The sequence below is a fragment of the Ensifer adhaerens genome, from assembly GCF_002007205.1.
Classification (GTDB): domain Bacteria; phylum Pseudomonadota; class Alphaproteobacteria; order Rhizobiales; family Rhizobiaceae; genus Ensifer; species Ensifer adhaerens_D.
Genome location: NZ_LAZS01000001.1, coordinates 54,429 through 77,705, shown reverse-complemented (window position 1 = coordinate 77,705; position 23,277 = coordinate 54,429). Strand labels below are relative to the sequence as shown.

The following is a 23,277-nucleotide window of genomic DNA, read 5'->3' as shown; positions in this document are numbered from 1 at the left end:
CTCCTTGCATGGGCGCCCCTGGCGCCAGCGTTCTGGACATGCGCGTTTCGCCGCGCCGGCGTTCCGGACTTGACCGCGCTCCGTGGCGCCGGGGTCTCGACAAAAGGCGCGCCCGAGGGCGCGCCGGCATTTCGTCCGCTTACTTGGTCGCGGCGACCTTGGTTCCATCGGGCGCCGTGCGCGTGTCGACATCGACGACGACGCTCAGCCCCGCCCGCAGATGGCCTTCCGCCAGGACGTCGGCCGGCAGGGTGATGCGCACCGGCACGCGCTGGATTACCTTGGTGAAGTTGCCGGTGGCGTTTTCAGCCGGCAGCAGCGAGAAGACCGAGCCGGAAGCCGGCGAAATCGAGGCGACCGTGCCTTCGATCGCGTGATCCTCATAGGCGTCCACATGCACCTTCACCTTGGAGCCTGGCACCAGATGGGCGATCTGCGTCTCCTTGAAGTTGGCGTCGATGTAGAGCTGGTCGACCGGAACAAGCGCCGCAAGCCGCTGGCCGGCCGAGACGAGGTCGCCGACCTGCACCGCGACATTGCCGACGATGCCGTCATAGGGCGCCTTCAGCACGGTGAAGCCGAGGTCGCGGTTGGCCTTGTCGCGCGCAAGTTCCAGCGAGCGGATCTCGCTTTCAGCCTCGGTGCGCTGCGCTTCAAGCACCGTGATGCTTGCATTGGAAGCGGCGATGTTGGCGTCCGCCCCGGCAAGGTTTGCCCGTGCCTGGTCGAGCGCCACTTCGGCGTTGTCAAGCGAAGCGACGGTACCGACGGCCTTGGACTGGAGGTCGCTCGCGCGCTTCTGCGCGAGTTCGGCGCCGCGCACCGTCGCTTCGAGAGCCTTTTTCTGCGCTTGCGTCTGAGCAAGGCTCGCCTTGGCACCGGCAATCTGCGCATCGAAGCGGCTGAGCGCCAGCTTCTGGGTGGCGATCTTGGCTTCCGCCTGCTCCGCAGCAATGCGGTAGTCGCCATCATCGAGCGTGACCAGCGGATCGCCCGCCTTCACCTTCTGGTTGGCGACGGCGTCGACCTTGGCGACATAGCCCGATACCTTCGGCGAGATCGTCGCGATGTCGCCTTCGATATACGCGTCATCGGTGGAGACCATGAAGCGGCCATTGGTCCACCAGTCGTAGCCGTACCAGCCGCCGGCCGCCAGAAGCGCGAGACCGAGCACCGGGAGGATGGGCTTGCGCGCCTTCTTCTGCGGCGCGGTGGCTTCCTTTGTCGGGGCCGGCGCGGCCGCCTGCTCCGCGGCAGGCGCCTTTGCCTCAAGCGCGGTTTCCTGCTGCACTTCAAAATTCTCGTCGACGGGACGGACGCGGGCAGCGCTGGACGTGTTGGATGCGGACATTGGGCACCGGCCTGGTTAAGGATTGCTGAACGAACTGAACCGTTCGGTTCGATTGAACTTGACATAAGCCCTTTCTGGACGCATATCAAGAGGAAATCGAACCGCGTGGTTCGATGACTGAAATTTAATATGAGCAGGACGGAAACAAGCGACCATCATGAGCGGGGCAAAGACCGGAACCCAGGACGTCATGCAGCCGGCAGCCGGCATGGAAGAGGATCTCTGTTCGGGCGGCGGCCGTCATGCCGCCGGCGAGGATCCAGCCAAGCGTGAACAGATCCTCGAAGGCGCGCGCCGCGCGTTCCTGAGCCAGGGCTTCGACGCCGCCAGCATGAACGACATCACCCGCGAGGCCGGCGTCTCCAAGGGCACGCTCTACGTCTATTTCGAGAACAAGGAAGACCTGTTCAAGGCGCTGATCATCAAGGGCAAGACCCGGGTGGTCCAGACCGCCAAGCACGCGCTCAACGACCATGACGACGTCGAGGAATCGCTCTACGATTTCGGCGTGACGCTGACGACGAGCATGACGGCGGAAGAAACGATCCGCTCCATGCGCATGGTGATCGGCGTCATCGACCGCATGCCGCATCTGGCCGAACGCTTCTTCAGCGAGGCGCCGGAGAACGGCTATACGGTCTTGAAATCCTATCTCGATCGCCAGGTTCCCGCCGGCACGCTCGACATCGAAAACACCGAAATGGCCGCCCGCCAGTTCATCGAGATGGCGCAGGCCGGGCTGTTCAAGCACCGGCTGTTCGGCGGCATGTGCTCCGCGCCGCCGAAGGAACAGATCGAGGCGACGGTCACCGCCGCCGTGCGCGTCTTCATGTCCGCCTACGGACCAAAGAAATAGAACGGCCGAAGCCGAACTCTTGGCGACCGTCCGGCGTTACAATCCAGCAATTGCGATCAAGCGCGCCTTGAGGCAACACCCTATCACCGGGGCGCTGCCAAGGGAGTGATGATGAGTGCCATCGGTCGAGCGGTCTGGTTCATCGAGAGCCATTTCGCAAAGGACATTTCGCTGGATGAAATCGCGGGGGCCGCGGGCCTTTCGCGCTTTCATCTCTCGCGCGTTTTCGGGCTGGTCACCGGCCGATCGATCAGCGCCTATATTCGCGGCCGACGGCTGAGCGATGCCGCCCGGGCGCTGGCCGATGGGTCCATCAGCATTCTCTCGGTAGCCCTCGATGCGGGCTACGGCTCGCACGAGGCTTTCACCCGTGCCTTTCGCGACCAGTTCGGCGTGACGCCGGAAACGGTGCGCAAGCAGAGGCATGTTCGAAACATCGCACTGATGGAGCCCTTAAGGATGGACGACACCCGCCTCTTGAAGATCGACCCGCCGCGCTTTGAAGACAGCCCACCGCTGCTGCTCGCGGGCCTTTCGGAAACCTATGCCTATAGCCGCACGGAGGGCATTCCGTCGCTCTGGCAGCGGTTCAACCGCCATTTCGGCAATATTCCCGGCCAGAAGGGCAACGTCGCCTATGGCGTTTGCAACGAGAGCAACGGCGAGGCCGGCACCTTCCGCTACATGGCGGCCGTGGAAATGAGCGACACGGGCGATCTGCCCGAGGGCTTTTCGACGCTGAAGCTGCCGAGGCAGCGCTATGCCGTGTTCCTGCATCGCGGCCACATCTCGGCCATCGCCAAGACCGCCGACCATGTCTTCGGCACCTGGCTGCCCGAGTCCGGCCTTGAGCACGGCGAAACGCCCGATCTCATCGAGCGCTACGACGAACGCTTCGATCCGCATTCGGGCATGGGCGTCGTCGAATTGTGGATTCCGGTCAAATCGTAAACGGTAAAGCGCCGCTGCAATAGAGTGGCGGCGCTTGTCACGTCCGCAATGTTTCTTAAATACTTTCGGCGATTCTTGCGCGACGACGCGCCACCCAAAAAGAAAGATCGCCGATGCAGGACATCCTGTTGCTAGCCCAAGACCCCGCCGCCTGGGTCGCCCTCGTCACCCTCGTCGTCATGGAGGTGGTTCTCGGCATCGACAACCTGATCTTCATCTCGATCCTCACCAACAAGCTACCTGTCGAGCATCGCGAAAAGGCCAGGCGCATCGGTATCGCCCTTGCCCTCGTCATGCGCCTAGCGCTGCTCGGCACGGTCGCCTGGATCGTCAAGTTGACGACGCCGGTGTTCGAAGCCTTCGGCCACGGCTTCTCCTGGAAGGACATGATCCTCATTGCCGGCGGTCTGTTCCTCGTCTGGAAGGCGACCAAGGAAATCCACCACAACGTCGATCCGGCCGATCATGGCGAGGACTTCATCGCCTCTTCGGCGATCAACAGCTTTGGCGCTGCGATCGCCCAGATCCTGCTGCTCGACCTCGTCTTCTCGGTCGACAGCATCATCACCGCCGTCGGCATGACACCGCACCTGCCGATCATGGTCATCGCCGTCATCGCCGCCGTCACGGTCATGCTCGTTGCCGCCAACCCGCTCGCGAACTTCATCGAGAGGAACCCGACGATCGTCATGCTGGCGCTCGCCTTCCTCCTGATGATCGGCACGACGCTGATCGCCGAAGGCATGGGCCTGCACGTGCCGAAGGGCTACATCTACGCCGCCATGGCCTTCTCGGCGCTGGTCGAAATCCTCAACATGGTCGCGCGCAATGCGCGGCTGAGGAAGGCCGGAAAGCTCGACTGACGAGCCTAGGCGCAGAGATTTCACTAGAAAAAGGCCCGCATCCAAGATGCGGGCCTTCTGCTTGCGGGAGTTCTAGAAGACGCGGAGCCCGGCTGGCCGGCCGTCAACCGCGAGCCATCAGCGGCAAGACAAACGGGATCGTTTCCCCTTGCCGCCCAGCTTGCCGGGGTCGAACCCCACGCCTTCTGGTTGGAAAACGCACCTCTTCAGGAAACGTTCCGATCCGATTTCAACCCTTCAAGCGTCCGGGCGATGGCCGACCTCGACCAGGATGTTGCCGGGTATCACCGTGTAGAAGACATAGGCGCCATGCCGATCGGCAGGCGGGATCACCTGGGCACCGGATTTGCACACCAGTTGGTAGGCGTCGTCGACCTCGGCCCGCGTCGGCAGCAGAAAGCCGATGTGGTAGGTCTGGGCACCGAGGCTCACCTGGTCGCCGCCGCCAAGCGCCGCGATTGGCGGGCTGACGACAAGCACCAGGCCAGAGCCGTCCGTCAGGCGATAGAAGGCGTCCTTGCCGCGCTTTTCGACCAGCGTCAGGCCGAAGTGATCGATGAGGAAGGACGCCGTTTCGGCAACGATGGGGCTATGGAGGTCGATATGGTTCAGTCGCATGTTCACAGTCTCCGTGTTCGAGTAACGCGGCGGACTGCGTCGATTGCATACAACCCGCCGCGGACCGATGCGATTGCATCGGAACCACGTCGCGGGTTCGAACGGGACGTTCGAGCAGAGCTTCGTTTAAGAAACCGAAGGGACCGGGCTTACCATATCCGGTCCTGCCTTTTTCGACCTGCTCTGCTTAGCCTAGAACGGGCGAGGACGGAAGCCGGCGGCGCGATCAGTTTTTGCCAGCGCCGGGATCGATCTTCTGCAGCTCCTGCAGATAGGCGTCGAGACGGTCGAACTTCTGCTCCCAGAAGCGGCGATAGCCATCGAGCCAGCTGTTGACGTCCTCCAGCGGAGCGGCTTCAAGCTTGCACGGCCGCCACTGCGCTTCGCGGCCGCGGCTGATCAGCCCGGCGCGCTCGAGAACCTTGAGATGCTTGGAGACTGCCGGCAGGCTCATTTCGAAGGGCTCCGCCAGCTCGCCGACCGAGGCTTCTCCGAGCGCGAGGCGGGCGAGGATCGCCCTGCGCGTTGGGTCGGCCAGGGCTGAGAGCGTCGTCGACAAGCGATCTTCCGGCATTTTCTAAAAAACCTTTCAGTTAAATAACCTTTTGGTTCATTACCGCCCACCGTAAGCGGTGTCAACAAAAACCGGCGTGATCCGGTTTCCGTTGACATAACCGGCGTTCTATGGTCTCACGCGAGCCTATTGGAATAGCCTGCCGATACCGCAAATGCGGCACCCTTGCGGGCCTTTCCTTCCCATAAAATGCGCGCCCGGCGGCCGGCTTCTTCTCCGGCAAGGGGCGAGAAGCACGTCAGACGGGCAAAGACCATGGCAAATTCAGCAGTCCGGGTACGCATCGCACCCTCCCCCACCGGCGAGCCGCATGTCGGCACCGCCTATATCGCTCTGTTCAACTACCTCTTTGCGAAGAAGCACGGCGGCGAGTTCATCCTGCGCATCGAAGACACCGATGCCACCCGCTCGACGCCGGAGTTTGAACAGAAGGTGCTGGACGCGCTGAAATGGTGCGGGCTCGAATGGTCGGAAGGTCCTGACGTCGGCGGCCCCTATGGCCCCTATCGCCAGAGCGACCGCAAGGACATGTACCGCCCTTACGTCGAAAAGATCGTCGAGAACGGTCATGGCTTCCGCTGCTTCTGCACGCCCGAGCGGCTGGAGCAGATGCGCGAGAGCCAGCGCGCCGCCGGCAAACCGTCGAAGTATGACGGCCTGTGTCTCCACCTGTCCGCCGAAGAAGTGACCTCGCGCGTTGCCGCCGGCGAGCCGCATGTCGTGCGCATGAAGATCCCGACCGAGGGCTCGTGCAAGTTTACCGACGGCGTCTATGGCGACGTGGAAATTCCGTGGGATGCCGTCGACATGCAGGTCCTCTTGAAGGCCGACGGCATGCCGACCTACCACATGGCCAACGTCGTCGACGACCACCTGATGAAGATCACCCACGTCGCCCGCGGCGAGGAGTGGCTGGCCTCGGTGCCGAAGCACATCCTGATCTATCGCTATCTCGGCCTCGAGCCGCCGGTCTTCATGCACCTGTCGCTGATGCGCAATGCCGACAAGTCGAAGCTGTCGAAGCGCAAGAACCCGACGTCGATCTCCTACTACACCGCCCTCGGCTACCTGCCCGAAGCGCTGATGAACTTCCTCGGCCTGTTCTTCATCCAGATCGCCGAAGGCGAGGAGTTGCTGACCATCGAGGAACTGGCGGCCAAGTTCGACCCGGAGAACCTGTCCAAGGCCGGCGCGATCTTCGACATCCAGAAGCTCGACTGGCTGAACGCCCGCTGGATCCGCGAGAAGCTATCGGAAGAAGAATTCGCCGCCCGCGTCCTTGCCTGGGCGATGGAAAACAACCGACTGAGAGAGGGCCTGAAGCTCAGCCAGTCGCGCATCTCGAAGCTCGGCGAGCTGCCTGATCTCGCAAGCTTCCTGTTCAAGTCCGATCTCGGCCTGAAGCCCGAAGCCTTTGCCGGCGTCAAGTCGACGCCGGAGGAACTGCTCGAAGTCTTGAACACCGTTCAGCCGGATCTGGAAAAGATCCTCGAATGGAACAAGGAATCGATCGAAGCGGAACTGCGTGCGGTCGCCGAGCGCATGGGCAAGAAGCTGAAGGTGATCGTGGCGCCGCTGTTCGTCGCGGTTTCCGGCTCGCAGCGCTCGCTGCCGCTGTTCGACAGCATGGAAATCCTCGGCCGCGCCGTGGTCCGCCAGCGCCTGAAGGTCGCCTCCCAGGTGGTCGCCTCCATGGTCGGCAGCGGAAAGTAAGGAGAGCAAGATGAGCGACAAGACCGAGACCACTGGCCTCTCCTCCGATGCAACGGAAGTGCGTGCGCAAAAGCTGAAGTTGCTGCGCGAGCAGATCGGCGACGTCTATCCGGCGCATTTCCACCGGACGATGACCAATGCCGAACTCATCGCCAAGTACGAGAGCCTGGAGCCGGACACCGAGACGCAGGACGTCGTGACCGTTGCCGGCCGCGTCTATTCCTCGCGCAATTCCGGCATGTTCATGGACATCCATGACGCCTCCGGCAAGATCCAGATCTTCAGCCACAAGGACGTGACGAGCGAAGAGGCCCGCGGCCTGCTGCCGATGATCGACATCGGCGATATCATCGGCGTCACCGGCGTGGTCCGCCGCACCAAGCGCGGCGAGCTGACGATCAACGCCCAGGCGATCACCATGCTGACGAAGTCGCTGCTGCCGATGCCCGAGAAGTGGCACGGCCTTTCCGACATCGAAATTCGCTACCGCAAGCGCCACCTCGACATCATGACCAATGAAGAGTCGAAGCTGCGCTTCCAGCAGCGCAGCCGCATCGTCTCCGGCATCCGTCGTTTCATGGAAAATGACGGCTTCATGGAAGTCGAAACGCCGATGCTGCATTCGGTCTATGGCGGCGCCACCGCCGAACCGTTCAAGACGCATCACAACACGCTGAAGCTCGACATGTTCCTGCGCATCGCGCCGGAACTCTATCTGAAGCGCACGCTGGTCTCGGGCCTCACCGACAAGGTCTTCGAGATCAACCGCAACTTCCGCAACGAAGGCGTCTCCACCCGGCACAATCCGGAATTCACCATGATGGAGTGCTACTGGGCCTATGCCGACTACGAGGACATCATGGACCTCGTCGAGCGGCTGTTCGGCGAGCTTGCCATGGCGATCCACGGCTCGACCGAGTTTGCCTATGGCGACAAGGAAATCTCCTTCAAGGGTCCGTTCCGCCGCGTGCCGATGCCTGAGGCCGTCAAGGAAGCGACCGGCATCGACTTCCTTGCGCTGAAGACCGACGAGGAAGCCCGCGCTGCCGCCAAGGCTGCCGGCTTCGAGGTCGAGAAGGACTGGACCTGGGGCGAGTGCCTCGCCTTCATCTTCGAGGAGAGGGTCGAAGGCACGCTGATCCAGCCGGCCCACGTCACGCATTTCCCGAAGGACATCTCGCCCTTTGCCAAGGAAGTGCCGGGCGAGCCGCGCCTCGTCGAGCGTTTCGAGACCTATTGCAACGCCTGGGAACTGGGCAACGCCTTCTCGGAACTCAACGATCCGGAAGAGCAGCGCGCCCGCATGGTCGAGCAGCTGGAGCAGGCGCATGCGCGCGGCGAAAAGGCCAAGCAGCTCGACGACGAGTTCCTTGATGCCATCGACCAGGGCATGCCGCCGGCCGGCGGCCTCGGCATCGGCGTCGACCGCCTGATCATGCTCTTGACCAACGCGCCGTCGATCCGCGACGTCATCCTCTTCCCGGCCCGCCGCCAGAAGGCTGACTGATCGGCAGCGGCCTTGTCACGAACAGGAAAGCCCGGCGCTCCCACGCCGGGCTTTTTTGATTTCGGATGTATCTTCGGGCTGCCGGAACGCAAGCCCCGCCTCAGTGCCCTGCAGGCGCCTCTGCGGTCTCGGCCGGCTTGGCCTCATGCTCAACGGCGGCGCCCTCGGCCGTCGCGGCTTCGGCCGGATCGGCCGACGGGTCGATACAGGATGATTGATCGTCCATGGCCGCCATCATCGTGCGGATGTCGCCCATCGAGAGGTCGACGATCTTGCCATGGAAGGCACCGACGGAGTTTGCCGTGCCCTCGTTATAGGACGCACGGAACGTCTCGCTCATGCCCGGAACGCTCTGCGGACCGGGCGCGAAGAGCACCTCCGCGCCGATCGCGGCACCCCGCACGTCGGCCCGGCTTTCGGGGCCGGCGGAATCGAGCACGACGACCTGATAGAGATCTGCCTTTTCTGCCTTCGCCAAGGCGCCCACGACGCGCAGCGCCGTGCGCATGCGGCTCTTGCCATCGGCGCGATCAGTCTTGACGTGCATGCGGATCCAGCGCTGGCCGTTATGGCCGAGCTTCAGCGTGCGGATGGTCGTGCATTCGAGGCCGGAGGTCTTGGGCTCGGAGATACGCGCCATCAGCGCATCGCGGCTGACATAGACGGCAGCGCCGCCCGAGGCGGCAGAAACACCGAACGCCGCCGCGAGAATGACGAGCAGTCTCTTCGATGGCCTGATCTTGCCGAGGATAGCCTTCACGAGGGTGACTCCGCCGTCATATCCAGAAATTAAGGGAAGCCCAAAGGCTGTGCCTGAAGACTAGGCTCACGACCTTTCGGAAAGTTTAAATTGCGACGGCCAAAGTTCGGCAGCTTCGCCGCGAAAGGTCTGGCATGCACAAGACCGGGTCGGCGCGTCCCTTGGCCGACGGGTGATTGACATTCACGGCCATCTTGCCTCCATTGCGGGCCGTCAAACACAAGAACAAGAAAAGAAGAACCAGAATGCATAAAGTCATCTTTGATACGGATCCGGGCATCGACGATGCGATGGCGCTGCTGTTCCTGCACCGTCACCCGGCCATCGACCTGATCGGCATCACCACCGTTTTCGGCAATGCCTCGGTCGAAACCACCACCCGCAATGCACTGTTCCTGAAAGAGCGCTGGGGCATCGATGCGCCGGTCGCCAAGGGCCTCGACAAGACCTTCAATCCGGACCGTCCGCATGTCGGCTGGCCGACCTTCATCCACGGTGATGACGGTCTCGGCAACATCGACGTGCCCGAGACGGTCGACCTGCCGGTCGACCCGCGCCCGGCGCACCGCTTCATCATCGATACCGTTCGCGCCCATCCCGGCGAAGTGACGCTGATCGCCGTCGGCCGCATGACCAACCTGGCGCTGGCGCTGCGCGAGGATCCGGAGTTCGCGGCCCTCGTGCGCGAAGTCGTCATCATGGGCGGCGCCTTCGACGTCAACGGCAACATCACGCCGGCGGCCGAAGCCAACATCCACGGCGACCCGGAAGCCGCCGACGTTGTGATGACGGCCCAGTGGCCGGTCACAGTCGTCGGTCTCGACGTCACCACGAAGACCGTGATGACCAAGGCGATGATCTCCGATATCGCCGAACGCGGCGGTGACGCCGGCAAGCTGCTCGCCGACATCTCGAAGTTCTACGTCACCTTCTACGAGCAGCATGTGCCCGACGGCATGGTCGTTCATGACAGCTGCGCCTGCGCCTATGTCGTGGCGCCTGACCTCTTCACCGTCAGAAGCGGTGCGATCCGCGTCGTCTGCGGCGGTATTGCCGACGGCCAGACGATCCAGAGCCCCGACAACAGGCTGTTCCCGCCGAGCCCCTGGGACAACCTGCCGAGCCAGAAGGCCTGCATCGACATCGATGCCGCCCGCACGCTGAAGCTGATCAGCGACACGCTGGTTCTCGGTGGCTGAAGCGATCGCGGCGCGGCCATTGTTTCCGTCGCGCCTCGAAAAACTTGATCAGGATGGCTGGCGGACGCCTATTCGCCGGCTATCTTTCAGTCCATGAAACCGGACGCCCTGCTCTACCCCGCCCCCAAAGGCCTCTATTGCCCGATCGGCGATTTCTACATCGACCCGGTTCACCCAGTCGAAAGGGCGCTCATTACCCATGGTCATTCCGATCATGCCCGCGCCGGCCACGGCCAGGTGCTCGCCACCCGCGAAACCCTCGACATCATGCGTATCCGCTACGGCGACGGCTTCTGCGGCACCGGCCAGGCGGTCGAACTTGGTGAGAGGCTGACGCTCAACGGCGTCGAGGTGGGCTTCCATCCGGCGGGCCACGTGCTGGGCTCGGCGCAGATCTCGGTTCGCACGGGCGGCACCCGCATCGTCGTGTCCGGCGACTACAAGCGGCGGCGGGATCCGACCTGCGCCGGCTTCGAGCCGGTCGCCTGCGACGTCTTTATCACCGAAGCGACCTTCGGCCTGCCGGTCTTCCACCACCCGGACGACCGGGCCGAGACGCGCAAGCTGCTGACGTCACTTGCACAATTCCCGGAGCGGACGCACGTGGTCGGCGCCTATGCGCTCGGCAAGGCGCAGCGGGTGATCGCGCTGCTTCGCGAACAGGGTTACCACCAACCGATCTTCATCCACGGCGCCCTGCAGCGGCTCTGCGACTACTATCAAAGCCAGGGCATCGGCCTCGGTGAGCTGCGCCCGGCAACGCTTGCCGCCGATGAAAAGCAGGATTTCAGAGGCACGATCGTGATCGGTCCGCCGGCCGCCTTCGCCGATCGATGGTCGCGGCGCTTCGCAGATCCGATCGCCATCTTCGCCTCCGGCTGGATGTTGATCCGGCAAAGGGCGAAGCAGCGCGGCGTCGAGCTGCCAATAATCATCTCCGACCATTGCGACTGGCCCGAGCTGACCGACACGATCACCGAGATCGCACCGGCCGAGGTCTGGGTCACGCATGGGCGCGAGGAAGCGCTCGTGCGCTGGTGCGAGATCAAGGGCATCGCCGCCCGCCCCTTGCATCTCGTCGGCTACGACGACGAGGGAGAGTGAGCGATGCGCGCCTTCGCCGAACTGCTCGACCGTCTCGTCTTAAGCCCGCAGCGCAACGCCAAGATCCGGCTGCTTGTCGATTACTTCCGCACCGCGCCGGACCCGGATCGCGGCTACGCGCTTGCGGCAATCGCCGGCACACTGTCGCTCAACACCGTCAAGCCGGCGATGATCCGCGATCTGCTGCTCGAACGCATGGACGCCGTTCTCTTCCAATATTCCTACGACTATGTCGGAGACCTCGCCGAAACGGTGTCGCTTGTCTGGGAGCCGCCCGCTGGGTCCGTGCATTCGGATATCCCCTTGGGTGAGGCCATCGAGCGCCTGCAGAAGACCGGACGCGCGGATGTGCGCAGCGTCGTGCGCGACATGCTGGACCATCTGGACACCTCGGCGCGCTTCGCCTTTCTCAAGCTGGTGACCGGCGGCCTGCGCATCGGCGTATCGGCGAAACTCGCCAAACAGGCGCTGGCCGACATGGGCGGCAAGGATGTGGCAGAGATCGAGACGCTCTGGCACGGCCTGTCGCCGCCCTACCTGCCGCTCTTTCGCTGGCTTTCGGGAGAAGCGGAGAAGCCCGCGCTTTCGACACCCGCCGTCTTCCATTCAGTGATGCTCGCCAATCCGGTCGGCGAAGGCGATCTCGACGCGCTCGATCCCAGGGATTTCGCGGCCGAATGGAAATGGGACGGCATCCGCGTGCAGCTTGCCAATATCGGCGGCGTCCGACGCCTTTACTCCCGCAGCGGCGACGAGATTTCCGGCGCCTTTCCCGACGTACTGGAGGCCGCCGACTTCACCGGCGTGATCGATGGCGAACTGCTCGTCGGCGGCACAGCGCGCACCAACCGCGCAACCCGAACTTTCGCCGACCTGCAACAACGGCTGAACCGCAAGACTGTCAGTTCCAAGCTCCTTGAGGCCTATCCCGCCTTCATCCGCGCCTACGATATCCTCTTTTCAGGCGAAGCGGACGTTCGCCCGCAAGGCTTCCTCGAACGACGGGCGATGCTCGCCGACCTCGTCGAAAACGCCTCGCCGCAGCATTTCGACCTGTCGCCGCTGGTGCCGTTCTCCTCTTGGGAAGAGCTTGACCGGCTGCGCGCCGACCCGCCCGATCCCGTGATCGAGGGGATCATGCTGAAACGGCTCGATTCTCCTTATACGCCGGGCCGCGTCAAAGGCCCGTGGTTCAAGTGGAAACGCGCGCCCTTCAACATCGACGCGGTGCTGATGTACGCCCAGCGCGGCCACGGCAAGCGCTCAAGCTACTACTCCGATTTTACTTTCGGCGTCTGGGCCGCCGTCGACGGAACGGAAACGCTGGTGCCGGTCGGCAAGGCCTATTTCGGCTTCACCGACGCCGAACTGGAAATCCTCGACCGTTTCGTCCGCGACAACACGACCGAGCGCTTCGGGCCGGTCCGCGCCGTGCGCGCCGAGCCCGATTTCGGTTTCGTCGTCGAGGTCGCCTTCGAGGGCATCAACCGCTCCACCCGACATAAGTCCGGCGTCGCCATGCGCTTCCCGCGCATCGCGCGCCTGAGACAGGACAAGCTGCCACGCGATGCCGATCGTCTGGAGACGCTGCAGGCGATGATCGAAGCGCGCGAGAACACATAGGAGCGCCTGCGAAGATCGAGGGAACACTGGCGACGGCTGCGCGTTGGGACCGGACCACCAACCGAAAGGCTAAGTACCATGCCAGCAAAGTCGAAAGCCCAGCAGCGTGCGGCGGGCGCCGCGCTTGCCGCCAAGCGCGGCGAAGTCAAGAAATCGAGCCTTAAGGGCGCGTCGCGCGAGATGGAAAAATCCATGAGCGAAGGTGAACTCGAAGATCTTGCCGAAACCAAGCACAAAAAGCTGCCCGAGCGCAAAGGCGACTGAGGCCCGAAGGAATAATAGCGGAACCTAAAACAAGGTTTATTAAGACCCTTTTGGGATTATCCGGCTCAAGACATAGCCATTCGCGTGCCGCCGGGGTGTTTCGTGCCTGCCAGACATGCTTTCAACCTCGGAATAAAAAGGCTCTCGAGGGTTCTGACGCCAAGCTATCTTCCAGCGATCATTGCCGCCTTCGTGGTTGTGGTCGCCGGCATCCTTGCGGACAATCAGAACCAGGTGGTCGACGAGGCGCGCCAGCGCGCGCGCGTTGCCGAGGAACTCAACCCCATCCGTTCCAAGCTGGAGACCAACGTCAACGGCAACATCCAGCTTGTACGCGGGCTGATCGGCACGCTCGTCACCGAGCCGGCAATGGATCAGCAGCGTTTCGCCGCGCTGTCGCGCAGCGTCTTTACGGAACGCTCGCAATTGCGCAGCATCGCGGCTGCGCCCGATCTGATCGTCTCGCTCGTCTATCCGCTCGAACAGAACCGCAGGGCGCTCGGCCTCGACTACCGCAAGAACGAAGCACAGCGCGCCGCCGTCATGCGGGTGAAGGACACCGGCCAGATGGTGCTTGCCGGGCCTGTCGATCTCGTCCAGGGCGGCAAGGGGCTGATCGGTCGGTTCCCCGTGTCGATCGACGCCGGCGGCGGCAGCAACCGCTTCTGGGGCATCGTCTCGGCCGTCATTGACGTGGACCGGCTCTATCGCGACAGCGGCCTTTCTTCCGAGAAACTAGGCATCGACGTCGCCATTGCCGGTCGGGACGGCACGGGCATAAAGGGCCCGGTCTTTTACGGCGACCCCAGGATTTTCCGCGATGCGCCAGTCGAAATGACCGTGCTTCTGCCCGGTGGGTCCTGGCATATCGCAGCCGTTCCGAAGGGCGGCTGGCCGACGACGGCGGGCAATGCCTGGCTCATCCGCGGCCTCATCGTCATCGGTGGGCTGATGATCATCCTGCCGATGGTGCTGACCGGGCGCCTTTTGAGTGAGCGGCAAGGCAATATTCGTGCCCTCAGGCATAGCAAGGCGCAGCTACAGGAACTCTCCCATCGGCTGAAAATCGCGCTCGACTCGTCCCAGATCGGCATCTGGGAACTCGACGTCGCCAGCAAGAAGCTGCTCTGGGACGACCGGACCAAGGAGCTCTATGGGCAAAAGGCGTCGCTACGTCAGGCCTATGACGACTGGAAGGACGCGCTGCACCCGGATGATCTCGACCGCGCCGAACTGGAATTTGCCGAGGCGCTGGAAACCGGGCTCGCCTACAATTCCGATTTCCGCGTCCGCCTGGCCGACGGCAGCACGCGCCACATCCGGGCCAACGGTTCCTTCTATATCGGCGCCGACGGCCACCGGAAGATCGTCGGCGTCAACTGGGACGTGACCGCCGACTTCGAGACCCGCGAAACGCTGTTCGAAGCCAAGCGCACGGCCGAGGCGCACAGCGCCGAACTCGAGGCAGCGCGCCATCGCATGGAGTTCAACGCGCTGCACGATCCGCTGACCGGGCTGCCGAACCGCCGGTTCCTCGACCAGGTCCTGGCCGATCGCGACCGGCATTTTGCTCCCGGTGCGAGGCTCAGTATCTTCCACATGGACCTCGACCGGTTCAAGCAGATCAACGATACGCTCGGCCACGCGGCCGGCGACGAGATCCTCAGGCATGCCGCCGAACTCCTGCGCGGGAACGCCGATGAAAAGGACTTCGTCGCCCGCATCGGCGGCGACGAGTTCGTGCTCGTCCGCCAGGACGGCGGCATCGAGCCCGATGCCCGGCTGGCGTCACGCATCATCGAGGCGATGAGCGTGCCCGTCCGCTACAAGGACCAGGAGTGTCGCATCGGCGTCAGCATCGGCATCGCCGCCCAGAGCCAGGCGAGCGAAGAGCTGTCGCAGGTGCTCGTCAATGCCGACATCGCGCTCTATGAGGCCAAGCGCCGCGGCCGCAATCGCCACGAGATCTTTACCGGCGAACTGAAGACGGCGGTCTTCAAGACCAAGCAGACCGCCGACGAGATCCTGCGCGGGCTCGAGCACAACGAGTTCATCGCACATTTCCAGCCGCAATTCTGCCCGCGCTCACTGGACATAACAGGTGTCGAAGCGCTGGCGCGCTGGGATCATCCGACCAAGGGCCTGCTCGGTCCGCATACGTTCCTGAAGACGGCGGAAGACATCAACGTGGTGGCCGCGATCGACCAGGCGATCCTGGAGCAGGCGCTGTTCCAGATCTACCGCTGGGAAGCGAGCGGCATTCATATCCCGAAGGTCTCGGTCAATCTTTCCTATGCCCGGCTTCACGACGAAAACCTGATCGATCGCCTGGAACAGTTGCAGATCCCGGCGGGCCGCCTGTCGTTCGAACTCCTGGAATCGATCTCCTTCGACGAAAGCGACGTGACGGTCCTGTCGAACATCCGCCGGATCAAGGAACTCGGCATCGACATCGAGATCGACGATTTCGGCACCGGCTACGCCTCCATCGTCAGCCTCCTGAAACTGACGCCGCGACGCTTGAAGATCGACCGCCAGCTCGTCCTGCCGATCCTCAAGTCGCCGGCGGAAAAGCGCCTGGTCGAATCCATCATCGACATCGGTACGTCGCTCGGCATCGAGGTAATCGCCGAAGGCGTCGAAACCCTCGAACACGCGGCCATCCTGAAGGAACTCGGCTGCCACGGGTTGCAGGGCTATGCCTTCGCCCGACCGATGAGCGCCAATGACCTTGCGACCTTCGCCTTCGAGCGCCGCTGGCTGGCAGCCTGAGATGCACTTCAGGGTCTGTTAAAAACGCAGGTGCGTGCATTTTTCGCACGCTCAAGGCTTGGCAGCCGTGCCGCGAATCGCCATAAAAACAATTGCCTGCCTCCGCTTTTGGGAATGGCGGCATCACCTGCGGCAGTCGCTGATGCGACCGCCCTTTCGGGCCTCTAGCGTGTCCCGCTTCAAGTGGAACCACTGAAAGCGGAAAAGATGCTCTAGAATCAAAATCCTGATGCGTCCCTTGTGCATTCTTTTGGAAAGCACGGCGCTCGGGTGCCCGCTCTCCATGAACCCGAACGAAGGGAACGGTACGATCGAATACGCGGGAAAATTGCTTTCTGTCTTCATTCTCGCCCCATTTGCGGGAAGCCTCCTTGCAATCTTCTTCCCGCCCGATCAGCGCGGCGCGACGGCCTGGTTCGCCGGCACCATTGCGCTTCTGTGTTTCCTTGTCGCCGCCAGCCTCTACCCCTTCGTCACCTCAGGCGGCGTGCTGCGCTACGACATCGCCTGGCTTCCGGAACTCGGCCTCAACTTCACGCTCCGGATGGACGGCTTCGCCTGGCTTTTCACGGTTCTGGTGACCGCGATCGGCGTACTCGTGGTGCTTTACGCCCGCTACTACATGGCTGCAGAAGACCCGGTGCCGCGCTTCCTGTCGCTGTTCCTCGCCTTCATGGGCTCCATGCTCGGCGTCGTGCTGTCGGGCAACCTCATCCTGCTTGCCGTCTTCTGGGAGCTGACGAGCATCGTCTCCTTCCTCTTGATCGGCTACTGGCATCACAATGCGCACGCCCGTGACGGCGCCCGCATGGCGCTGACCGTCACCGGCACCGGCGGCCTCTGCATGCTTGTCGGCCTTCTGCTGATGGGCCGCATCGTCGGCAGCTACGATCTCGACGTGGTGCTCGCCTCGGGCGACCTCATCCGCAACTCGCCGCTCTACATGCCGGTCTTAATCCTGGTGCTGCTCGGCGCGCTGACGAAGAGCGCGCAGTTCCCGTTCCATTTCTGGCTGCCGCACGCGATGTCGGCACCGACCCCGGTCTCGGCCTATCTGCATTCGGCAACCATGGTAAAGGCCGGCGTCTTCCTCTTGGTGCGCCTCTGGCCGGTCATGGCCGGCACCGAGGCCTGGTTCTGGATCGTTGGCCTTGCCGGTCTTTCGACGCTGCTGCTCGGCGCCTATTTCGCCATCTTCCAGCAGGACCTCAAGGGCCTGCTCGCCTATTCCACCATCAGCCATCTTGGCCTGATCACGGTTCTCCTGAGCCTCGGCAGCCCGCTTGCCGCCGTCGCCGCCGTCTTCCACATCGTCAACCACGCGACCTTCAAGGCGTCGCTGTTCATGGCGGCCGGCATCATCGACCACGAGACCGGTACGCGCGACATGCGCAAGCTCGGAGGGCTGATCAGGTACATGCCTGGAACGGCGGTGCTCGCCATGGTCGCCAGCGCGGCCATGGCTGGCGTGCCGCTCTTGAACGGCTTCATCTCGAAGGAAATGTTCTTCGCCGAAGCGATCGAAACGCACCAGGCCAACATTCTCGATACGATGACGCCGTATGTCGCGACGCTCGCCGGCATGTTTGCGGTCACCTATTCGCTGCGTTTCATCCACAGCGTCTTCTTCGGCAAGATCCACGAGGATCTTCCGAAGGTGCCGCACGAGCCGCCGCGCTGGATGCGCGTGCCGATCGAATTCCTGGTGCTCGCCTGCCTCGTCGTCGGCATCATCCCGGCGATCACCATCGGCCCGTTCCTGCACACGGCGGTCGTCTCCATTCTCGGCGCCAACACGCCCTATTACAGCCTGTCGGTCTGGCACGGCTGGAACCTGCCGCTGATCATGAGCTTCGTTGCGCTTGCCGGCGGTGTCGGCCTCTATTTCCTGATGCGCAACTACCTTGCGACCAGCGTCGAAGGCCCGCCGATCTTCCGCCTGCTGCATGGCCAGCGCATCTTCGAGCGGGTGCTGGTGACGCTTTCGTGGAAGTGGGCACGCGCGCTCGAGCAGAACCTCGGCACAAGGCGGCTGCAGCCGCAGATGCGCTTCCTCGTCTTCATCGCGATCGCCGCCGGCGCGCTGCCGCTGCTTTTCAATCATTTCGAACTGCCGCCGCTTCTCGTGCGCAGCATCGATCCGGCCTTCGCCCTCCTCTGGGCGGTCGGCATCGCCTGCGCCATCGGGGCCGCGATCCTTGCAAAGTTCCACAGGCTGGCGGCACTCGTGCTGCTCGGCGGCGCCGGGCTCACCACCTGCCTCACCTTCGTCTGGCTTTCGGCGCCCGACCTTGCCGTGACCCAGCTCCTCGTCGAGATCGTCACGACCGTGCTCATTCTGCTCGGTCTTCGCTGGCTACCGAAGCGCATCGAAGACACCCAGGAAAATGAGCTGCTTTCGCTCAAGGTCCGTTTCCGCCGTCTGCGAGACTTCCTGCTGGCGGTCGTCGCCGGCGGTGGCGTGGCGCTCATTGCCTATACGATGATGACCCGCCCGATGCCCGAGACGATCGCCAGCTATTTCCTCGAGCGCGCCTACAAGGAAGGCGGCGGCACCAACGTCGTCAACGTCATCCTCGTCGATTTCCGCGGCTTCGACACGCTCGGCGAGATCGCAGTGCTTGCGATCGTCGCGCTCACGGTCTTCGCCCTGCTCCTGCGTTTCCGCCCGCAGGCAGACAGCCTGGAGGCGCCGGAACAGCAGCGCGTCCAGAACGCCTTCGACGACGATCATCCTGATCGCAGCAAGGGCGACAGCGTCGCCGAATACCTGTTCGTGCCGTCGGTGATCATGCGCTGGATGTTCCCGGTCATCGGCATGCTGGCAGCCTACCTGTTCCTGCGCGGCCATGACCTGCCGGGTGGTGGCTTTGCCGCCGGCATCGCCATGTCGATCGGTTTCATTCTGCAATACATGTCCGGCGGAACCCGCTGGGTCGAAGAACGGCTGCGCATCCATCCGCTGCGCTGGATGAGCATCGGGCTTCTGGTGGCCGCCGCCACCGGCATCGGTTCCTGGTTGTTCGGCTATCCGTTCCTCACCTCGCATGCGCAGTACGTGACCCTGCCGATCGTCGGCAAGTTCCCGCTCGCAAGCGCCCTTTTCTTCGATCTCGGCGTCTTCTCGCTGGTGCTCGGCGCAACCGTGCTGATCCTCATCGCGCTTGCCCACCAGTCGATCCGCGCGCCGCGCGCCCATGCCCGCGCCACGCGGAGCGGAAAGGAGGCCCGCTGATGGAAATCATCCTCTCTGCCGCGATCGGCGTTCTCACGGCTTCCGGCGTCTACCTGCTTTTGCGCCCGCGCACCTACCAGGTGATCATCGGCCTCTCGCTGCTGTCCTATGCGGTCAATCTCTTCATCTTCGGCATGGGACGCCTTCGCGTAAACGCGCCGCCGGTGCTGGAACCCGGCGGCGTCGGCGATCTCAGCCGCTTCACCGATCCGGTGCCGCAGGCCCTCGTGCTGACGGCGATCGTCATTGGCTTTGCCATGACCGCGCTCTTCCTCGTCGTGCTGCTCGCCTCGCGCGGCTTCACCGGCACCGACCACGTCGACGGCCGGGAGCAGCGCCATGACTAACTGGATGCACCACCTGCTGATCCTGCCGATCCTGCTGCCGCTGATGGTCGGCGCCGCGATGATCCCGATCGACGAGCGCAACCGCATGGCAAAGGGCGTGATGGGCTTCGTCTCGACGCTCGCCCTCTTCATCCTCTCGATGGTGCTGATGCGCATCGCCTCGACGGACGGCGTGCCCGCCGGCAGCGGCGTCTACCAGCTCGGTAACTGGCCGGCACCCTTCGGCATCGTGCTGGTGCTCGACCGCCTCTCGGCGCTGATGCTGTGTCTCACGAGCGGATTGGCGCTGGCCGCCCAGGCCTATTCGATCGCCCGCTGGCACACGTCGGGCCATCATTTCCATTCGCTGTTCCAGTTGCTGATCGCCGGCCTCAACGGCTCGTTCCTGACCGGCGACCTCTTCAACCTCTTCGTCTTCTTCGAGATGATGCTGGCGGCGTCCTATGGCCTGCTGCTGCACGGCTCCGGGCCGCTGCGCGTCAAGGCGGGGCTGCACTACATCGCGATCAACCTTGCCGCCTCCTCGCTCTTCCTGATCGGCGTCAGTCTGATCTACGGCGCAACCGGCACGCTCAACATGGCCGATCTTTCGATGAAGCTGGCGACGCTTTCGCCGGACGATCGCCAGATGGTCGAGGTCGGCGCCGGCGTGCTTGGCGTCGCCTTCCTGGTGAAGGCCGGCATGTGGCCCTTGAGCTTCTGGCTGCCGACCGCCTATGCGGCTGCGACGCCACCGGTCGCCGCCGTCTTCGCGATCCTCACCAAGGTCGGCATCTACGTGATCCTCAGGCTTTCGCTGCTGGTCTTCGGCGCGAGCGCCGGCGCCTCGGCCGGCTTTGGGCAATCGGTTCTGCTTGCGGGCGGCCTGTTGACGATCGCCTTCGGCGCCATCGGCGTGCTTGCCTCGCAGGCAATGGGCCGCCTGGCCGCCTATTCGGTGCTGGTTTCCTCCGGCACGCTGCTCGCCGCCATCGGCCTCGGCCATCCGAGCATGATTGCCGGCGCGCTCTTCTATCTCGTCAGCTCGACACTGACGATCGCCGCCTTCTTCCTGTTGATCGAACTGGTCGAGCGCGGCCGCGACGCCGGCGCCGACGTTCTGGCGGTGACGATGGAAGCCTATGGCGATGCCGACGAGGACGAGGAGGAAGAAGAGGCCGGCGCGGCGATCCCCGGCACGATGGCGATCCTCGGCCTTTGCTTCTGCCTTTGTGCCCTGCTGTTGGCCGGCCTGCCACCGCTCTCCGGCTTCGTCGCCAAGTTCGCCATCCTCGGCGGCCTCTTTGGATTGTCGGGCACCGAAACTGCGCCGGCGGTCTCCGCAGCCGACTGGACCTACGTCACGCTGCTGATCGTCTCGGGTCTCGCCGCGATGATCGCCATGAACCGCGTCGGCATCCGCACCTTCTGGGCGTCGATCGAAAACACCGTGCCGCGCGTCGTCGTCATCGAGATCACCCCCGTCGTCGTGCTGCTCGCCGCCTGTATCTTCTTGAGCCTGCAGGCCGGGCCGGCCATGCGCTACATGCAGGCGACGGCGGATTCGCTGTTCGACCCGACGGGTTACACGGAACGGGTGCTCACTGCGCCCCGGGCGGGAGGGCAATAGGCGATGCGCACCTGGTTCCCCTATCCGCTGCTTTCCGTCGGGCTGCTCCTCGTCTGGCTCCTGCTCAATCAGTCCGTCGCCCCCGGCACCATCATCATGGGTACTTTACTTGCGATCGGTCTCGGCTGGGTGACGCTGAAGCTCGGCCTCGTGCACTCGCACCCGCGCAGGATCCTGTTGATTGTGCGCTTCGGCTTCACCGTCGCCCTCGACGTGATCCGCTCGAACATCGCCGTTATCGCCGTCATCCTGCGTGGCCAGCGCCGGCCGCCGAATCCGGGCTTCCTGACCATCGATCTCGACCTGGATGACGAAAACGCCTTGGCGCTGCTTGCCTGCGTCATGACGGCGACGCCCGGAACGGCCTGGCTCGAATACGATCGCCACCGCAAGTCCCTGCTCTTCCACGTGCTCGACATGGAGAACGAGGATGTCTGGCTCGATACGGTCAAGCGCTATGAGACCGCCCTGAAGGAGATATTCGGATGATGGAACTTTCAATCATCTGGTCGATCCTGGTTGCCCAGATCATGCTCGGCCTGGCGATGGCCTTCGCCTTCTACCGCATGGTGCGGGGACCGCGCGCACAGGACCGCATCCTCGGCCTCGACACCCTCTACATCAACGCCATGCTGATGCTCCTGACCTTCGGCATCCGCTCGGCCAACTCGCTCTATTTCGAGTCCGCCCTGATCGTCGCGCTGATCGGCTTCGTTTCGTCGATCGCCTTTGGCAAGTTCCTGATGCGCGGGGAGATCATCGAATGAGCCATCTCACCGATCTTCCGGTCTGGGCGGCCGTCATCGTCTGCGGGCTTACCGTTCTCGGCGCTGCAGTGGCGCTGATCGGCTCCGTCGGCCTCATCAGGTTTACCAGCTTCTACGAACGCCTGCATGCGCCGACGCTCGCGACCAGCGGCGGCGTGCTGATGATCTGTACCGCCTCGATCATCTGCTTTGCCGTGCTGCAGAGCCGCTGGGTGTTCCACGAAATCCTGATCATCGTCTTCGTCGTCGTCACCACGCCGGTGACGCTGATGCTGCTCGGGCAGGCAGCGCTTTATCGCGACCGCGTCGAGGAACAGCGCGGCGTCCCGCTCAAGCAGCGGCCGCCGCGCGAAGAACAAGCAGAGTAACTTTCAGGCCCACAAGGCCTCAGATGGTCGCGGTCTACTCGCCGCGCCCTCGGAAGCGCCGCTGATAGGCGGGATCGTAGAGCGAGCTTTCACGGAAATCGGAGGCTTCGAGGCCGGGGCCGACGAAGATCAGCGCCGTGCGCTCGATCGGCTCTTCCGCCACCCTAGCGGCGATGTCACCGAGCGTGCCGCGCACCACCCGCTCGTCCGGCCAGGAGGCCTTGACGACGATCGCGACGGGGCAATCGGCGCCATAGAGCGGCGTCAGTTCCTCGACCACCTGCTGAAGCGCATGGATCGCAAGATGGATCGCCAGCGTCGAGCCGGTCGCACCGAAGGCGGCGAGCGTCTCGGTGTTCGGCATCGGCGAGGCGCGGCCGGAGACACGGGTCAGCACCAGGCTCTGGGCGACCGCCGGAATGGTCAGTTCACGCCCGAGCGCCGAGGCGGCCGCCGCAAAGGACGGGACGCCCGGCGTCATCGTATAGGCGATGCCGTTCTTCTCCAGCCGGCGGATCTGTTCGGCCACCGCACTCCAGACGGAGAGATCGCCGGAATGCAGCCGCGCCACGTCAAGTCCGTCGGCCTCCGCCTTCACATATTCCGCCTCGATCTCGTCGAGCGACATCGGCGCAGTATCAATGATACGCGCGCCCGGCGGGCAATACTGCAGCAGCTCCGGCGAAACGATCGAGCCGGCATAAAGGCAGACTGGGCAACGCCCGATCAGGTCGCGCCCGCGCACCGTGATCAGATCTGCAGCGCCCGGGCCTGCGCCGATGAAATGTACCGTCAT

At 63.7% G+C, this 23,277-nt stretch carries 21 protein-coding genes; 16 read left to right on the top strand and 5 right to left on the bottom strand.

Annotation, left to right across the window (positions count from 1 at the left end):
- Positions 1–139: 139 nt before the first annotated feature.
- Complete coding sequence (locus XB14_RS00335; RefSeq protein ID WP_077959652.1) at positions 140–1,351, bottom strand: HlyD family secretion protein; 1,212 nt, start codon at positions 1,349–1,351, stop codon at positions 140–142.
- A 190-nt stretch (positions 1,352–1,541) separates the two neighbouring features.
- Between XB14_RS00335 and XB14_RS00330 the strand changes: the two genes are divergently transcribed.
- The 3 genes from XB14_RS00330 (at position 1,542) to XB14_RS00320 (ending at position 4,021) form a co-directional block, all read left to right on the top strand.
- The gene (locus XB14_RS00330) at positions 1,542–2,207 is read left to right on the top strand and encodes a TetR/AcrR family transcriptional regulator (protein ID WP_419178554.1); all 666 of its coding nucleotides are present in this window, start codon (positions 1,542–1,544) and stop codon (positions 2,205–2,207) included.
- 111 nt (positions 2,208–2,318) lie between these two features.
- Complete coding sequence (locus tag XB14_RS00325; RefSeq protein ID WP_077959882.1) at positions 2,319–3,158, top strand: AraC family transcriptional regulator; 840 nt, start codon at positions 2,319–2,321, stop codon at positions 3,156–3,158.
- Positions 3,159–3,271: 113 nt separating this feature from the next.
- Positions 3,272–4,021 carry a TerC family protein gene (locus XB14_RS00320; protein WP_077959650.1) on the top strand — a complete coding sequence of 250 codons (750 nt, stop codon included), beginning with the start codon at positions 3,272–3,274 and terminating at the stop codon, positions 4,019–4,021.
- A 237-nt stretch (positions 4,022–4,258) separates the two neighbouring features.
- On the opposite strand, the gene XB14_RS00315 is transcribed toward XB14_RS00320, so the two are convergent.
- Entirely contained in the window at positions 4,259–4,639 is a 381-nt protein-coding gene (locus XB14_RS00315) for a VOC family protein (protein WP_077959649.1), read from the bottom strand.
- A 226-nt stretch (positions 4,640–4,865) separates the two neighbouring features.
- Positions 4,866–5,213: an ArsR/SmtB family transcription factor gene (locus XB14_RS00310; protein ID WP_077959648.1), complete on the bottom strand. Its 348-nt coding sequence runs from the start codon at positions 5,211–5,213 to the stop codon at positions 4,866–4,868.
- Between the two features lie 255 nt (positions 5,214–5,468).
- Between XB14_RS00310 and gltX the strand changes: the two genes are divergently transcribed.
- A complete protein-coding gene (gltX, locus tag XB14_RS00305; protein ID WP_077959647.1) occupies positions 5,469–6,926 on the top strand; it encodes a glutamate--tRNA ligase in 1,458 nt (485 codons plus the stop codon).
- 10 nt (positions 6,927–6,936) lie between these two features.
- A complete protein-coding gene (lysS, locus tag XB14_RS00300; protein WP_077959646.1) occupies positions 6,937–8,433 on the top strand; it encodes a lysine--tRNA ligase in 1,497 nt (498 codons plus the stop codon).
- Between the two features lie 100 nt (positions 8,434–8,533).
- On the opposite strand, the gene XB14_RS00295 is transcribed toward lysS, so the two are convergent.
- Positions 8,534–9,193: a hypothetical protein gene (locus XB14_RS00295; protein WP_077959645.1), complete on the bottom strand. Its 660-nt coding sequence runs from the start codon at positions 9,191–9,193 to the stop codon at positions 8,534–8,536.
- 245 nt (positions 9,194–9,438) lie between these two features.
- Between XB14_RS00295 and XB14_RS00290 the strand changes: the two genes are divergently transcribed.
- The 11 genes from XB14_RS00290 (at position 9,439) to mnhG (ending at position 22,481) form a co-directional block, all read left to right on the top strand.
- Positions 9,439–10,392 (top strand): nucleoside hydrolase, encoded by a 954-nt coding sequence (locus XB14_RS00290; RefSeq protein ID WP_077959644.1) that lies wholly within the window; start codon positions 9,439–9,441, stop codon positions 10,390–10,392.
- A 93-nt stretch (positions 10,393–10,485) separates the two neighbouring features.
- A complete protein-coding gene (locus XB14_RS00285) occupies positions 10,486–11,496 on the top strand; it encodes a ligase-associated DNA damage response exonuclease (protein ID WP_077959643.1) in 1,011 nt (336 codons plus the stop codon).
- Positions 11,497–11,499: 3 nt separating this feature from the next.
- Positions 11,500–13,119 carry a cisplatin damage response ATP-dependent DNA ligase gene (locus XB14_RS00280; protein WP_077959642.1) on the top strand — a complete coding sequence of 540 codons (1,620 nt, stop codon included), beginning with the start codon at positions 11,500–11,502 and terminating at the stop codon, positions 13,117–13,119.
- A gap of 78 nt (positions 13,120–13,197) precedes the next feature.
- Positions 13,198–13,383: a DUF3008 family protein gene (locus tag XB14_RS00275; RefSeq protein WP_077959641.1), complete on the top strand. Its 186-nt coding sequence runs from the start codon at positions 13,198–13,200 to the stop codon at positions 13,381–13,383.
- A 132-nt stretch (positions 13,384–13,515) separates the two neighbouring features.
- The gene (locus tag XB14_RS00270; RefSeq protein ID WP_077959881.1) at positions 13,516–16,155 is read left to right on the top strand and encodes an EAL domain-containing protein; all 2,640 of its coding nucleotides are present in this window, start codon (positions 13,516–13,518) and stop codon (positions 16,153–16,155) included.
- Positions 16,156–16,438: 283 nt separating this feature from the next.
- A complete protein-coding gene (locus XB14_RS00265; RefSeq protein ID WP_143348164.1) occupies positions 16,439–19,390 on the top strand; it encodes a monovalent cation/H+ antiporter subunit A in 2,952 nt (983 codons plus the stop codon).
- Positions 19,390–19,737 carry a Na+/H+ antiporter subunit C gene (locus XB14_RS00260; RefSeq protein WP_034787081.1) on the top strand — a complete coding sequence of 116 codons (348 nt, stop codon included), beginning with the start codon at positions 19,390–19,392 and terminating at the stop codon, positions 19,735–19,737. Before XB14_RS00265 ends, XB14_RS00260 begins: the two co-directional genes overlap by 1 nt.
- Positions 19,730–21,346 carry a monovalent cation/H+ antiporter subunit D gene (locus XB14_RS00255; RefSeq protein WP_077959639.1) on the top strand — a complete coding sequence of 539 codons (1,617 nt, stop codon included), beginning with the start codon at positions 19,730–19,732 and terminating at the stop codon, positions 21,344–21,346. The genes XB14_RS00260 and XB14_RS00255 overlap by 8 nt, the downstream gene beginning before the upstream one ends.
- 3 nt (positions 21,347–21,349) lie before the next feature.
- A complete protein-coding gene (locus tag XB14_RS00250; protein ID WP_077959638.1) occupies positions 21,350–21,835 on the top strand; it encodes a Na+/H+ antiporter subunit E in 486 nt (161 codons plus the stop codon).
- Positions 21,832–22,113, top strand: a complete 282-nt coding sequence (locus XB14_RS00245; protein WP_077959637.1) for a K+/H+ antiporter subunit F — start codon at positions 21,832–21,834, stop codon at positions 22,111–22,113. The genes XB14_RS00250 and XB14_RS00245 overlap by 4 nt, the downstream gene beginning before the upstream one ends.
- Positions 22,110–22,481: a monovalent cation/H(+) antiporter subunit G gene (mnhG, locus tag XB14_RS00240; protein WP_077959636.1), complete on the top strand. Its 372-nt coding sequence runs from the start codon at positions 22,110–22,112 to the stop codon at positions 22,479–22,481. Before XB14_RS00245 ends, mnhG begins: the two co-directional genes overlap by 4 nt.
- Before the next feature lie 34 nt (positions 22,482–22,515).
- On the opposite strand, the gene cobM is transcribed toward mnhG, so the two are convergent.
- The gene (gene cobM, locus XB14_RS00235) at positions 22,516–23,277 is read right to left on the bottom strand and encodes a precorrin-4 C(11)-methyltransferase (protein ID WP_077959635.1); all 762 of its coding nucleotides are present in this window, start codon (positions 23,275–23,277) and stop codon (positions 22,516–22,518) included.

Bases quoted from the DNA above. Each gene is read 5' to 3' on its own strand.
- XB14_RS00325 (WP_077959882.1), top strand. From the start codon at position 2,319: ATGAGTGCCATCGGTCGAGCGGTCTGGTTCATCGAGAGCCATTTCGCA.
- XB14_RS00280 (WP_077959642.1), top strand. From the start codon at position 11,500: ATGCGCGCCTTCGCCGAACTGCTCGACCGTCTCGTCTTAAGCCCGCAG.
- XB14_RS00250 (WP_077959638.1), top strand. From the start codon at position 21,350: ATGCGCACCTGGTTCCCCTATCCGCTGCTTTCCGTCGGGCTGCTCCTC.
- XB14_RS00275 (WP_077959641.1), top strand. From the start codon at position 13,198: ATGCCAGCAAAGTCGAAAGCCCAGCAGCGTGCGGCGGGCGCCGCGCTT.
- XB14_RS00255 (WP_077959639.1), top strand. From the start codon at position 19,730: ATGACTAACTGGATGCACCACCTGCTGATCCTGCCGATCCTGCTGCCG.
- gltX (WP_077959647.1), top strand. From the start codon at position 5,469: ATGGCAAATTCAGCAGTCCGGGTACGCATCGCACCCTCCCCCACCGGC.
- XB14_RS00330 (WP_419178554.1), top strand. From the start codon at position 1,542: ATGCAGCCGGCAGCCGGCATGGAAGAGGATCTCTGTTCGGGCGGCGGC.
- XB14_RS00335 (WP_077959652.1), bottom strand. From the start codon at position 1,351: ATGTCCGCATCCAACACGTCCAGCGCTGCCCGCGTCCGTCCCGTCGAC.
- XB14_RS00245 (WP_077959637.1), top strand. From the start codon at position 21,832: ATGATGGAACTTTCAATCATCTGGTCGATCCTGGTTGCCCAGATCATG.
- XB14_RS00320 (WP_077959650.1), top strand. From the start codon at position 3,272: ATGCAGGACATCCTGTTGCTAGCCCAAGACCCCGCCGCCTGGGTCGCC.
- lysS (WP_077959646.1), top strand. From the start codon at position 6,937: ATGAGCGACAAGACCGAGACCACTGGCCTCTCCTCCGATGCAACGGAA.
- cobM (WP_077959635.1), bottom strand. From the start codon at position 23,277: ATGACGGTACATTTCATCGGCGCAGGCCCGGGCGCTGCAGATCTGATC.
- mnhG (WP_077959636.1), top strand. From the start codon at position 22,110: ATGAGCCATCTCACCGATCTTCCGGTCTGGGCGGCCGTCATCGTCTGC.
- XB14_RS00310 (WP_077959648.1), bottom strand. From the start codon at position 5,213: ATGCCGGAAGATCGCTTGTCGACGACGCTCTCAGCCCTGGCCGACCCA.
- XB14_RS00265 (WP_143348164.1), top strand. From the start codon at position 16,439: ATGAACCCGAACGAAGGGAACGGTACGATCGAATACGCGGGAAAATTG.
- XB14_RS00285 (WP_077959643.1), top strand. From the start codon at position 10,486: ATGAAACCGGACGCCCTGCTCTACCCCGCCCCCAAAGGCCTCTATTGC.
- XB14_RS00260 (WP_034787081.1), top strand. From the start codon at position 19,390: ATGGAAATCATCCTCTCTGCCGCGATCGGCGTTCTCACGGCTTCCGGC.
- XB14_RS00290 (WP_077959644.1), top strand. From the start codon at position 9,439: ATGCATAAAGTCATCTTTGATACGGATCCGGGCATCGACGATGCGATG.
- XB14_RS00315 (WP_077959649.1), bottom strand. From the start codon at position 4,639: ATGCGACTGAACCATATCGACCTCCATAGCCCCATCGTTGCCGAAACG.